At 73.0% G+C, this 13,398-nt stretch carries 9 protein-coding genes; 7 read left to right on the top strand and 2 right to left on the bottom strand.

Translation table 11 applies throughout. The features are described 5' to 3' along the window. Position 1 precedes the first annotated feature (1 nt). Complete coding sequence (locus tag ACFYP0_RS15815) at positions 2–3,181, bottom strand: BTAD domain-containing putative transcriptional regulator (RefSeq protein ID WP_357005568.1); 3,180 nt, start codon at positions 3,179–3,181, stop codon at positions 2–4. A gap of 113 nt (positions 3,182–3,294) precedes the next feature. On the opposite strand from ACFYP0_RS15815, the gene ACFYP0_RS15810 reads away from it, so the two are divergent. The 6 genes from ACFYP0_RS15810 (at position 3,295) to ACFYP0_RS15785 (ending at position 10,292) form a co-directional block, all read left to right on the top strand. Further along, complete coding sequence (locus tag ACFYP0_RS15810; RefSeq protein WP_091406882.1) at positions 3,295–4,128, top strand: ABC transporter ATP-binding protein; 834 nt, start codon at positions 3,295–3,297, stop codon at positions 4,126–4,128. 31 nt (positions 4,129–4,159) lie between these two features. After that, complete coding sequence (locus tag ACFYP0_RS15805) at positions 4,160–5,143, top strand: ABC transporter substrate-binding protein (RefSeq protein ID WP_124859896.1); 984 nt, start codon at positions 4,160–4,162, stop codon at positions 5,141–5,143. Between the two features lie 5 nt (positions 5,144–5,148). Beyond that, on the top strand, positions 5,149–7,248 hold the full coding sequence (locus ACFYP0_RS15800; protein WP_357005918.1) for an iron ABC transporter permease: 2,100 nt from the start codon (positions 5,149–5,151) through the stop codon (positions 7,246–7,248). 27 nt (positions 7,249–7,275) lie between these two features. Beyond that, a complete protein-coding gene (locus ACFYP0_RS15795; RefSeq protein ID WP_355493388.1) occupies positions 7,276–8,175 on the top strand; it encodes a siderophore-interacting protein in 900 nt (299 codons plus the stop codon). A gap of 131 nt (positions 8,176–8,306) precedes the next feature. Further along, positions 8,307–9,767, top strand: a complete 1,461-nt coding sequence (locus ACFYP0_RS15790) for an SDR family NAD(P)-dependent oxidoreductase (protein WP_355493387.1) — start codon at positions 8,307–8,309, stop codon at positions 9,765–9,767. 48 nt (positions 9,768–9,815) lie between these two features. Beyond that, positions 9,816–10,292, top strand: coding sequence for a heme-degrading domain-containing protein (locus tag ACFYP0_RS15785; RefSeq protein ID WP_124859902.1), 477 nt, complete (start codon positions 9,816–9,818; stop codon positions 10,290–10,292). Positions 10,293–10,335: 43 nt separating this feature from the next. Here ACFYP0_RS15785 and ACFYP0_RS15780 read toward each other — a convergent pair whose 3' ends face one another. After that, positions 10,336–11,712 carry an FAD-dependent oxidoreductase gene (locus ACFYP0_RS15780; protein ID WP_124859904.1) on the bottom strand — a complete coding sequence of 459 codons (1,377 nt, stop codon included), beginning with the start codon at positions 11,710–11,712 and terminating at the stop codon, positions 10,336–10,338. Positions 11,713–11,945: 233 nt separating this feature from the next. Here ACFYP0_RS15780 and ACFYP0_RS15775 point away from each other — a divergent pair, with 233 nt between their 5' ends. After that, complete coding sequence (locus ACFYP0_RS15775) at positions 11,946–13,322, top strand: serine hydrolase domain-containing protein (protein WP_124859906.1); 1,377 nt, start codon at positions 11,946–11,948, stop codon at positions 13,320–13,322. The last annotated feature ends 76 nt before the right edge of the window (positions 13,323–13,398 follow it).

The following is a 13,398-nucleotide window of genomic DNA, read 5'->3' as shown; positions in this document are numbered from 1 at the left end:
GTCAGGCGAGCAGGTCGTCCATCAGCTCGCGGATCCGGCTGACGGCCGCGGCGGGTGGCCGCTCGCGCCACGCGGCCACCAACGGCTCACGCTGCTCCTCGTTCCCGAGGATGGCGTTGAGCCGTTCGCCGTTCTCGAAGGGGAAGAACATCTCGATCTGGGTGCCGATCCGCTTCGCGAGTACGGCCAGTTCGCGGGCGCTGTCGACGTCACCCCGGTACGCCGCGAACTCCGCGCCGCCCGACGCCCACGCCCCGATCACCGGCAGGTCCCGTGAGGTCAGCGCATCCTCGCGGGCGAGCGACAGCATCGCGGCCGCCTGGATGGTGGCGTCGGTGCCCGACACCCGCCCCACCTGGGCCAGCCGCAAATAGATGATCGCCGCTGTGGCCCGGAGCATCACGCGCGGCTGTGGCGGCGGCCCGACCCAGCCGGCGAGGACACGGGTCACCTCGTCGGCGTGGGCGAGCGCCTCGTCGTACCGCTCACGCTGCCAGGCGAGGTGCGCCAGGCCGAGCAGCGCCTGCGCGGCGTCGATCTGCTCGGCCTGGCCCAGCGCGGCCGTCTCGCCCAGTCGCCGCTCCGCCTCGGCGTCGCCGGTCAGGGCGAGCTGCACGTCCAGCCGTACCCGGATCGACCGCGCGTCCTGGGTGGCGCCGACCAGCTCCATGTGCCGCACGCTGCGGGTCAGCCACTCGGCCGACCGGGCATCCCCGCCCGGGACCAGGAACTGCCCGACCGCACCCGCCGCCATCGCCATGCCCCAGTGGTCGCCGGCGGCTTCGAAGCGGTGGTAAGCCTGCTCGGAGTCGCTGATCGACGCTTCCGGCAGGCCGCCGTTCTCCCGTACGGCCGCGCGTGCGAACAGCCCCAGCCCCTGCACGTACGGGTCCGGGTGCGCGACCATCTCGGTCGCGCTCTTCAGGCTCTGCTCCAGATCGGACGCGTCGAAGCCGGGCAGCGCCGACGCGAGAGCGGCCATCCGGGACGACACCTCGCCGGGACGTTCGGTCTGGAGCGTCCGCAGCGCCCGCCGGGCGAGCACGGCGGGCCGCAGATCGGCGCTGACGCCGGCGTTCACGCTGATCACCACGCACGTCCATGCCAGCCGGTCGGCGTTGGGCAGTGGCCGGCCGCTGGCCGCGCCGCGCAGGATCGCCGACCGTAGCCGCCGCTGCGGGTCGTCGATGTGCAGCAGCCCGCGCGCCCAGGCGAGGACCTCCAGGTGCAGGCCCCGCACCGACCAGAGGTGGAACAAAGCGGTGGCGACGTCGACGGCGGCGGGCTCGTCGTCCGCTCCCATCGCCCACCGCAGGCCCGCGACCAGGTTGTCCTGCTCGGCGGCGCAACGGTCCAGCGCCTCGACCTGGCCGGGGCCGATGAAGCGGCCGGCCAGGGCGACGGCCTGCTCCCGCGCCCACCTGACCAGGCCGGCCATGGCCTGGTCCCGGACACCGGCCGCGTCCAGCCGGGCCTCGCCGTACTCGCGGACCGTTTCGAGCATGCGGTAGCGCGGCGGACCGTCCCCCTCGACCAGGGTCAACAGGGACTGTTCGACGAGGGTCGCCAGGCCGCGACGCACGTCCGGGGCCTGCGCGACGGCGGCGGCGAGGTCCGCGGTGAACGGCGCGGGGATGACCGCGACCCGCTGGAGCAGGTCACGGTCGGCCTCGGCGAGCAGTTCCCTGCTCCAGTCGACCAACGTCCACAGGCTCGCGTGCCGCTCGGGCAGGCCGCGCAGGGCGTCGTCGAGCAGCGCGAACCGGTCGGTCAGCCCGGCGAGCACGTCGTCGATCGGCATGTGCCGCAGTCGCGCGGCGGCCAGTTCGAGGGCCAGCGGCAGGTTGTCGAGCCGGTGGCACAGGGCGAGCGCCCGCTCGGTGTCCCAGGTCGGTACGGCACCACCGGCCCGTGCCCGGGACTCGACCAGCGCGAGCGCGTCGGCGTCCGGCAACGCGGTCAGCCGGTGTACCAACTCGCCGACCAGGCCCAGTGGGGCGCGGCTCGTCGCGAGCACCGCGACCTCCGGCGAGGCCGCCGCGACCAGGTCCGCGACGACGACGGCCACCGCGTCGAGCACGTGCTCGCAGTTGTCCAGCACCACCAGCCCGTCCAGGTCCGGCGCCACGGCGCGCAGCCGCTCCTCGGGGCTGAGGACCCGCCGCTCCAGACCCAGGTTGCCGCCGGTCGCCGTGGTGTCCGCACCGCCGAGCGCGGCGAGCACCGTGGGCAGCACCTCGTCGGGCGAGCGCAGACCAGCGAGTTCGATCACGCGGACCGCCCGCCCGCCCGCTGCCGTACGCCTGGCCACCTCGGCGGCGAGCCGGGTCTTGCCCGCCCCGCCGGTCGCCACGATCGTCACGACGGGTGTCTCGGCGAGCGCGTCGGTGACGGCCTTGACGTCGCGCTCCCGTCCGACGAGGGCGGCCATGGGGCGGCGCCACGCGGCGGGCAGCGTGATCCGCGCCTGTTGCCGGGGCGGTGCCGCGACGGGCGGCGCGGTGAGTTCACCGCGGAGCAACGCCAGGTGGACGCTCGTGATCACCGGCGACGGGTCGGTGCCGTAGCGGTCGGCCAGGTCGGCGCGCAGTCGCTCGACCACCTCCAGCGCCTCCGCCTCCCGTCCCTGCGCGGCAAGCACGCGCACGAGCAGGGCGGCGGACGGCTCGTCCGGCGGTGTCCGCGCGACGAGTCGGCCCAGGTCGACCTCGTCGAACCGGCCCACGCCGGCGAGCGCCGCCTGCGCGCGCAGCGCGGCGACCTCCGCGAACAGGCGGGTGTCCTCGGCGCTGACCAGCTCGGGCACCTCGGGGAACAGGGCCCGCGCCTGATCGGCCAGGCCGCGGGCGGCACGGACGTCACCGCACCGGAGCATGGTGCCCGCCTGGTCGACGAGGGCGCGCGCCTCGAGCGCATCGACGGTGATCTCCTCGGCGGGCAGCCGGTATCCGCCCGGCACCGCGACCACGGGCAGCCCGAGACGGCGCACCCGGGACACGAGCGCCTGGACGGCGCCGGTCGCGTCGTCGGGCGGCACGCCGTCCCAGACGGCGTCCACGAACAGGCTCACGGAGACCGCCCGCCCCCGCGCGTCGACGAGCGCGCGGAGCACCGCCGCGAGCCGTTCACCCCGAACGGGCTTGCCGTCGACGGCGAGTGGGCCGAGGGTCGCGATGTGCACGGACCCAGCATCCCCCACGCGCGCACGGACCCGACGACCACCGGTCCGCCAAGCCGGTCACGGACCCGCGACCGGCTTGACAGGCCGTCATTCGGTTAGGTTAGCCTAACCTCATGCAGAACGAGTTGGCGTCGGTCAACGGGGAGCGCAGCCTGTCCGGCGTCGACCTCCGTCTGGGCTATCACGGTGTGCCGGTGGTGCACGGTGCCGTGATCAACCTCCGCGCGGGTGCCGTCACCGCACTGGTGGGGCCCAACGGCAGCGGCAAGTCCACACTGTTGCGGGCCCTGGCCCGGCTGCACCCGATCGAGGCCGGAATCGTGCACCTCGCCGACGGCGTCACGGCCGCCAGCCTCGCGGCCCGGGAGTTCGCCCGGCGGGTCACCCTGCTCGCCCAGAGCCGGCCGGTGCCCAGCGGCGTCACCGTCCGCGACGTCGTCGGCTACGGCCGCCACCCCTACCGGGGGCGCTGGCGCACCGAGGACCCGGACGGTCCCGCCGCCATCGCACGCGCCATGGACGTCACCGGCGTCGCCGCAATGGCCGACCGTCCCGTCGACGAACTCTCCGGAGGCGAGTTGCAGCGGGTCTGGTTGGCGACCTGCCTCGCCCAGGACACCCCGGTTCTGCTCCTCGACGAACCCACCACGTTTCTCGACCTGCGCTACCAGGTGGAGATCCTCGATCTGGTCCGTGACCTCGCGGACGATCACGGCGTCGCCGTCGGCGTCGTGCTGCACGACCTCAACCAGGCAGCCGCCGTGGCGGACGAGGTGGTCCTGTTGCAGCAGGGCCGAGTCCGCGCCACCGGCACCCCGGCAACGGTGTTCACCGAGAACGCCCTCACCGAGACCTACGGGATCCGCATCGAGGTGACCACCGATCCGCTCAGCGGACTGGTCACCACCCGCCCGGTCGGGCGGCACCAGATCCGCGCCCTGGTCTGAACACCCCCATCCACAGCAGAGAAAGACCGTCATGACCCGTACCCGTTTCACCGCCCTCATCGCCGTCGTGGCCGCGCTGACGCTCGGCGCCTGCGGCACCACCGAGAACGCCGCAGCCCCCGACACCTCCGCCTCGGCGGCCGGCGGACCGGTCACCGTCACCGACAGCCGGGGCAAGGAGATCACCCTCAAGGCGCCGGCGACCAAGGTCGTCGGGCTCGAGTGGGGCGAGGTCGAGCTGCTGGTCAGCCTGGGCGTCATGCCCGTCGGTGTCGCCGACCCCAAGGGCTACGGCACCTGGGTCACCTCCGCGAAGCTCGACCCGGGCGTCAAGGACGTCGGGGTCCGCGGGGAGCCCAGCGTCGACGCGATCGTCGCCCTCCAACCCGACCTCGTCGTGATGGAGGACGACCGGGGCGCCAACATCGTCAGTCAGCTGGAGAAGTTCGTGCCCGTGGTGGTCGCCAAGGGCAGTGACGCCACCGACAACCTCGGCCGGATGCGCACCGACCTCAACATGATCGCGAAGGCGGTCGGCAAGACCACCGAGGCGGAGAAGCTGCTCGCCGACTTCGACACGGCCATCGCCGACGGCAAGAAGAAGATCGCCGACGCGGGTGCCGCCGGCCGGCCGTTCGCCATCGCCGACGGCTGGAAGGAGGGCAGCACCGTCAGCATCCGGATGTTCGGCAAGGGCGCGCTGGTCTCCCAGATCGGCATCCAACTCGGCCTCACCAACGCCTGGACCGGCAAGACCGATGAGGTGTGGGGCCTGGGCCAGACCGACGTCGAGGGCATGACGGTCCTCAAGGACCCGAACATGCACCTCTTCTACAACGCCTCCGACGGCGACGACGTGTTCGCCGACGGTCTCGCCGGCAACGCCATCTGGAAGTCGCTGCCCTTCGTGCAGAAGGGCAACCTGCACAAGATGCCCAACGGCATCTGGACCTTCGGCGGTCCGCTCTCCGGCAAGCAGTACATCGACGAACTCGTCAAGACGTACACGGTGTGAGCGTGCTGAACGCGCCCCCACGCCCGGGGCCGGCCACCCGGCCGGCTCCGGGCGGACGCCGGGCCGTGCCCCGCGTCGCCGTCGTCTTCGTCGCCGCGATCCTGGTGCTGCTCGTGGTCGGCGCGGTGCACCTCACCCAGGGCACCTCGAACGTCGGCGCCCTCGACCTGCTGCGGCTCGCGACCGGCGCGGACGACGAGGCGGCCCGCGTCCTGATCGCGTCCCGGCTGCCCCGGCTGCTCGCCGGGCTCGCCATCGGCGTCGCGCTCGGGTTCGCCGGGGCGGCGTTGCAGTCGATCGCCCGCAACCCGCTCGCGTCCCCCGACACCCTCGCGGTCAACGCGGGCGCCCACCTGGCGATCGTCGCCGTCGCCGCGTTCGGCGTCTCACTGCCCGCGCTGCCCGCCGGCGGCCTCGCCTTCGGCGGCGGGCTGGCCGCCGCCGGCCTGGTGATGGCGATGTCCTCCGGTGGACAGGCCGGCACCACCCGGCTGATCCTCGCCGGCTCGGCGACCGCACTGGCGCTCGGGTCGGTGACCACCCTGCTGCTGCTCCTGTTCGAGCAGGCCACCATCGGGCTGTTCGCCTGGGGGAACGGCTCGCTGGTGCAGAGCGACCTGACCGCGCTGACCCAACTCGCCCCGGTGATCGTCGGCGCCGCCATCGTGCTCGTGCTGCTCGGGCACCGCCTCGACATCCTCGCCCTCGGCGACGACACCGCCACAGTGCTCGGCCTCGACGTGCGGCGCACCCGGCTCACCGTCATGGTGCTGGCCGTGCTGCTCTCCGCCGCAGCCGTCACCCTCACCGGCCCGGTCGGCTTCGTCGGCCTGTGCGCACCGGTGATCGTCCGGCTGCTCGCCCCCGTGGTGCCGGGCGTGCACCGGCACCGCATCCTGCTGCCGTTGTCCGGCATCGCCGGGGTCGTCATCGTGCTCGGGTCCGACGTGCTGCTGCGGGCCGTGTTGGGCGGGCAGGCCGGGGTCGACATCCCCACCGGCGTGGTCACCACCCTGTTCGGCGCGGCGATCCTCATCTGGCTGGCCCGCCGGCACCGCGACGCCGGCCCCACCCGTCGTCCGCCCGGAGGGCACGCGGCCGTCCGCTCCGCCGCCTTCCACCGCGGCGTCGTCGCCGTCACCGCCGTCCTGACCGTCTGCGCCGTGGCGGTCGGCATGCTCGCCGGTGACACCTGGGTGCTGCTCGGGGACGTCGTCAACTGGGTCAACGGCACCACCGGGCCCGCGTACACCTTTGTGCTGGACCAACGGTGGCCGCGCGTCGCCGCGGCGGTCCTGGCCGGCGCGGCGCTCGCGGTCGCCGGCACCACAGTGCAGGCGGTCTGCCGCAATCCGCTGGCCGAACCCGGCATCCTCGGCATCACCGCCGGCGCCGGACTCGGCGCCGTCTCCCTGCTCACCTTCGTGCCGCTGGCCGGGGTGTGGGCCGTCTCCGGTGTCGCCGGGCTCGGTGCGATGCTGGCGTTCGCCCTGGTCTACGGCCTGGCCTGGCGCGGCGGACTGAGCTCCGACCGACTGGTGCTGATCGGTTTCGGCGCCTGGCAGGGCGGCATGGCGGTCATCACCTACCTGGTCGTGGCCTTCGACCCGTGGAACACCGGGAAGGCGTTGACCTGGCTGTCCGGCTCCACCTACGGCCGCATGCCCACCCAGGTGCTGCCGGTGCTGATCGCCCTGCTGGTGCTCACCCCGGCCGTGGTCGCCGCCCGCCGGGAACTCGACCTGATGGCGCTGGACGACGACACCCCCCGGGTGCTGGGCGTCCGGCTGGAACGCACCCGGTTGATCGCGCTCGGCGCGGCGGCGCTGCTCACCTCCACCGCCGTCTCGGCCGTCGGGGTCATCGGTTTCGTCGGTCTGGTCGCCCCGCACGCCGCGCGGGCACTCGTCGGCGGCCGGCACTCCCGGGTGCTCCCGGTGGCCGCCCTGCTCGGCGCAGCGCTGGTCAGCATCGCCGACACCTTCGGTCGGACGGTCATCGCGCCGGCCCAGATCCCCGCCGGCCTGGTCACCGCCATGATCGGCACCCCGTACTTCGTCTGGCTGCTGTGGCGCTCCCGCGCCGTGGCGAGCACCACCCGGTAGACGCCGGCCCGAGTCGAGAGAGGGACCATGACCGAGACCCTGCCCATCGCCCCGTGGCGCGTGTTCGCCGTCACCGTGAGCGCGGTACGCCGCCTGAGCCCGTCCTTCACCCGGGTGACCTTCACCGGGGCGAACCTGGACCGCTTCGCCGACAACGGTTACGACCAGCGGATCAAGCTGGCGTTGCCGCTGCCCGGTCAGGACCGGGCGACCCTGCCGGACGGCGCGGACTGGTACGCGACGTGGCGCGCCCTGCCCGAGCACCTGCGCAACCCGATACGCACCTACACGGTGCGGGCGGTCCGCCCGCACCTGGCCGAGGTGGACGTCGACCTGGTGCTGCACGGCGACAGTGGTCCGGCGACGCGCTGGGCTCGGCGGGCCGGCGTCGGCGACGAGATCGCACTGGTCGGGCCGGATGCCGGCTTCGACGGCAACCACGGCGGGGTCGAGTTTCGACCGTCCACCGGCGGCACGTTGTTGCTGGCCGGGGACGAGACCGCCGTGCCGGCGATCAGCAGCATCTGCGAGCGGCTCCCCCTCGACGCCCGAGGCACTGTCGTGCTGGAGGTGCCCGACGAAGCCGACGTGCTGCCGCTGCTCGCGCCGCCTGGCGTCGAGGTGCGCTGGCTGGCCCGGGGCGCCGGCGGGTGCGGCAGCCGGCTGGTGCCCGCCGTCGTCGAGGCGGCCGGGGAACTGCTGGCCCCCGGCGCGTCGACGACCGCCCAACCCGTGCCGGACGTCGACGTGGACACCGAGATCCTGTGGGAGGTGCCCGAGCAGGTGACCTCGGCGCCGCTCTACGCGTGGCTGGCCGGGGAGGCCGGCGTCATCCGTCACCTGCGCCGGCACCTCGTCGCCGAGCGGGGCCTGGACCGGCGGGCGGTGGCCTTCATGGGCTACTGGCGTCTCGGCCACGCCGACTGACAGCGCCGCGAGGCGCACCACGCCGAGCGGCCGCGAGGTGCGTCGGAGGCCGTGAGGCGCGTACCGTTTCGGGTCGGACTTGGGGCGGGTCGGCTGGAGCCGGCACGGGATACGGGACGAGACAACGACGCATGACGGTGGACAACATTACCGAAAACGGTCAAGAGGGTATTGACCGAAGCCGGCTGGAGGCCTGCCTCAGCGTCTTCGAGGAGTTGGAGGCGCTACCCTCCGACCACCCTGACGTGGTGCAGGTGCAGCGGGCCACCGCCCGGCTCTACAAGGTGATCAAGCAGCGGCGGCGGGAGGAGCGGCGGGACGCCATCCTCGCCGCCGACCGCGCGGTGACGGAGGCCACCGCCACCGGCGCTCCGGGGCGGATCGACGACGAGACACAGGGCATTCCACTCGCGTCCTCCGTCGCGGGCGAGACGGCCGGCGTCCTGCACAACCCGCGCGGCTGCTACGTCTGCAAGCAGCGCTACCGCGAGGTGGACGCCTTCTACCACCAGCTCTGCCCGTCCTGCGCCGCGTTGAACCGGGAGCGCCGCGACGCCCGCACCGACCTGACCGGCCGGCGTGCGCTGCTCACCGGCGGCCGGGCCAAGATCGGCATGTACATCGCGCTGCGGCTGCTGCGCGACGGCGCGCACACGACGGTGACGACCCGGTTCCCGCACGACGCGGTCCGCCGTTTCGCCGCGATGCCCGACAGCTCGGACTGGCTGCACCGGTTGCGCATCGTCGGGATCGACCTGCGCGACCCCGCCCAGGTGATCGCGCTCGCCGACGACGTCGGCAGCCAGGGCCCCCTGGACATCCTGATCAACAACGCGGCGCAGACCGTCCGCCGGTCCCCCGGGGCGTACGCGCAACTCATCGCCGCCGAGGCCGCGGCCCTGCCGGACGGCCCGCTGCCGGAGCTGATCACGTTCGCCAAGCCGGACGGGCAGGGCGGCCCGGTGGGCAGCCTGACCGCCGGGCCACAGTCGACGGCGCTCACCCCGCACGCGCTCACCGCGCTGGCACTGACCAGCGGCTCGGCCTCGCCGGAACGGATCGCGGCGTCCACGGCCATCGACGCCGGAGGTCTCGTGCCCGACCTCGACTCGGTCAACAGCTGGGTCCAGCGGGTCCAGGAGGTGGACCCGGTCGAGCTGCTCGAAGTGCAACTGTGCAACGTCACCGCGCCGTTCGTGCTGGTCAGCCGGTTGCGCCCGGTGATGGCCGCCGCGTCGGCCCGTCGCAAGTACGTGGTGAACGTGTCGGCGATGGAGGGCCAGTTCGGCCGCGGTTACAAGGGGCCGGGGCACCCGCACACCAACATGGCCAAGGCGGCGCTGAACATGCTGACCCGCACCAGCGCCGAGGAGATGTTGACCGACGGCATCCTGATGACCAGCGTCGACACCGGCTGGATCACCGACGAACGCCCTCACCCGACGAAGATGCGGCTGGCCGACGAGGGCTTCCACGCCCCACTGGACCTGGTCGACGGCGCTGCCCGGGTGTACGACCCGATCGTCCGCGGCGAGCAGGGCGAGGATCTGTACGGCTGTTTCCTGAAGGACTACGCGCCCTGCGCCTGGTGATCGCCCCGCACGACGCGGATGATCGCCCGCACCACGAAGGAGAAGAACATGTCAGCTGACCGTGAATCGTGGCCGACGCTGGACGAGCTGCTGCGCGAGGAGAACGAGCTGGAGCTCGCGGGTCTGTCCGAGACCGACGCGTACGAGCTGGGGATGCTCGCCGTCACCGCCGCGACCGAACAGCGGCTGCCGGTCTCGGTGGGCGTGTGGCGGGCCGGGCGGCAGCTGTTCCACTGTGGCCTGCCGGGGTCGACGGCGGACAACGACGCGTGGCTGCGTCGCAAGGGGCGGGTGGTGATGCGGTTCGAGCACTCCTCGCTCTACATGGCCCGGCTGTGTCAGGACAAGCAGGTGACGCTGGCGGAGAGGTACGGCCTGCCGGCCGCGCGGTACGCGGCGGCCGGGGGCGCGGTGCCGCTGCGCGTGCGCGGTACCGGTGTGGTGGGCTGGGTCGGTGTCTCCGGGCTGCCGCAGCTGGACGACCACCGTTTCGTGGTCGACATCCTCCGCAAGCTCCCCCGGTAGAGCGTTCCCGGCGGCCTCGCAGCGAGGCCGCCGGGTCATCCGCTCAGCGTGCGCGCCGGTTGGCGCGCAGGGCGCCCAGGAGCACGCCGGGGCGGGCCAGCGAGTGCGGGTGCTCGCGCATGGAGACGACGTCGTTGAACCGCCGCGCGGTCGCCACGTCCGTGACGGTCGCGGCGATGACCTGCCCACTGGCCCACCTGGAGAACCGGTAGCCGCGCGGGTAGGGCCCGTCGACGTGAGGCAACGCCAGGTCCGCCGAGGTGGAGAGCGACCAGGCGGCATCGACCACGACCTTCTGGAGCGCGAGGTAGTGGCGCGCGGGCGCCCGCAGGTCCGGGCCGGACCGAAGGTACGTCGACAGGCAGGCCGCGTGCAGGGCCGACGCCGTCATACCCTGCCCGTACACCGGGTTGAACGACGCGACGGCGTCACCGACGCTGATCAGGCCGGCCGGGAACCGCTTGAGCGCGTGGAAGTCCCGTCGTCGGCTGTCGGCATGGTGGTAGGTCTGGACGTCGCCGATCATCTCCTGGTCGGCGACCTCGCCGAACTCCGGTGGGAACTGCTCGCGCAGGCGGCGGACGAAGTCCGCCGCGGTACGCCCCGGACGGTCGTTGCCGTAACCGGCCATCATGGCCATCCACCGGCCGTCCTCGATGGCGAAGAACGCGGCACCGGCCACGTCCATCGCCATCCTCGGAGTGTTCAGGGCCAGTACGACCGTCGAGGCCGGGGTGACCTCCGGACGGCGGAACAGGGCGGTCGCGTAGTTGAGGTGCACTGTCATCCGCCGGGTGACCGGCCGGTCCCAGTCGGCCTGCTCCAGCCAGTCCGAGAGCCTGCTGGAACGCCCCATGGCGTCCACCACGAGGTCAGCGCGTTCGACACCGGGCACCCCACCGACCTCACAGCGGACCCCGGTGACCGCGGCGCCGTCGAACACGAGGCCGGTGGCGCGGGCGGTGATCGTCTTGACGTTGGGCAGTCTGAGCACCTGCTGGCGGATCAGGCCCTCCAGCAGCGGCCGACTGCCCGCCAGACTGTCGGCGTCGTCGGGGACGACGACCTTCAGACGCCCGTCGAGGTAGTTGCGCCGGGCCGCGGGCGGCGCCTCGACCGCTCCGCGTGCCAGTGCCTCGTCGCGGAATCCGGGAAACAGTCGCTCCAGCTGGAAGAGGCCGCCGGGCAGCAGCGCGTGCAGCTGAGTCCCCTGGGGTACGCCGGGCCGCGCGCCGGTCACCTGCGGGTCGTCCCGGTCGATGATGACGACGGTGTCGGCGTGGTCGGACAGCACCCGGGCGGCCAGCAGACCGGCGACACTGCCGCCGACCACGACGGCCGTGCCCATCGTGGGGGACGGCTGGTCAGGGGGTCGGGCCGCATTCAGCTCGGCGAAGACCCGGGACGGGGAGAGGGACATCGTGCTCTCCAAGGGGGTAACGGGGTGTGCCCTCCCCGGTCGCTGTCCGCGGCCGTGCGCGGACAGACCGGTGGACGGTCATTCGACGTTTGCCAGCCGATCGTCGCACAACCACCGGAACGGCAACCGGCTGTGTCCGCCAGATGACGACCTGTTGACCGATGGGCCGGCCGGGTCCGACGTTCGGACGGGTCCGGTGGCGCGTTGCCAGGCCGGCTGTCACGATCTCCGGCATGCCCGTTGCGCGTCGTACTCTGCTCGGGGCCGGTCTGGCCGCCGCGACCTCCGCCCTCACCGGTTGCGGTGCCACCGGCGCGCCGAACCCCGGCGCGGCCGCCCCTGGCGACGCGACGACCGGGGCGGGCGCGGCCGGCAACCGAGCCGGATTTGGTCCGGCGGGAGATCTCGAGTCACCGCCCAGGGCACCGGACGCGCCGGTCGGCGGCAATCCGCCAATCCGTCAGGCCCGCTACGCGCAGGACGTGACCGCCCTGCTCCAGCGGCACCTGCCCGCGACCCCGCAGACCGTGCAACACAAGGGTTTCCCCGGCGCTGTCGCTCTCGTCCTGGTGGGCGGGAAGATGACTGTGCACACCGCGGTCGGTGAGGCGCTGCGTTACGAGGCGGGCCCGAAGCTGCTCGCGGTGAACCAGCGCGTCGCGATGCGCCGGGACTCCATCTTCGACCTCGCCTCGGTCACCAAGGTGTACACGGCCATCCTGCTGTTGCAGCAGGTGGACAAGGGACGTGTCGACCTCGCCGCTCCGGTGCGCGACTACCTGCCCGCCTTCACCGGCACGGGCAAGGAGCGAATCACCGTCGAGATGCTGCTCACCCACACCAGCGGCCTTCCCGTCGGCGCCAAGGTCACCGGCCTGCCCGACAACACGGCCCGCTGGAACGCCGTACTCGGCACGCCGCTGGTCTCCGGCGCCGTGCCGGGGAACACGTTCCGCTACTCCAGCGTCGGGCTCATGGTCGCCGGCAAGATCGTCGAGAAGGTCACCGGCCAGCGGCTCGACCAGGCGCTCAAGACCAACCTGACCGACCCGCTCGGCCTGCGCGACACCGGCTTCAACCCGAACAGCTGGCTGTCGGCCGCCGCGAAGGCCAGCCGGCTGGTCGCCACCGACGCCCGCTCGTCCCGAGGGCTGCTCCGTGGCGTCGTCCACGACGACGTCGCCAACCACCTCGGCGGCATCGCCGGCCACGCCGGCATCTTCGCCTCCGCGACCGATCTCGCGGCCATCGGCCAGCTGCTCCTCAACGAGGGCACCCACCAGGGCAAGCGGATCCTCGCCGCGGCGACGGTGCGCCGGATGCTCACCAACCACAACGCCGGCAAACCCGCCATCGACCCCGAGCGTCCCAACCGGACCTCGGCGCACGGCCTCGGCGTCGTCCTCGACCAGAGCTGGTTCATGGGGAAGCTCGCCTCGGCCCGGACCTTCGGCCACACCGGATTCGCCGGCCCCTCGCTGCTGGTCGCGCCCGACCGCAAACTCGTCCTGGCGCTGCTCACCAACCGCGCGCATCCCAACTGGAGCTGGTCGAACCCCGACCCGGTCCGCGCGGCCGTCGGCGACCTGCTCGCCACAAAGGTCAACTGACCGGAAGGTGTGGACCATCGCGCCCCACCCTGACACGATACTTGCGCTAGTAGTGCAAATACTTCGTCCGTCCAGG

Source organism: Micromonospora arida (genome assembly GCF_042873195.1).
Classification (GTDB): domain Bacteria; phylum Actinomycetota; class Actinomycetes; order Mycobacteriales; family Micromonosporaceae; genus Micromonospora; species Micromonospora arida.
This window is presented reverse-complemented; position numbering and strand designations above follow the sequence as displayed.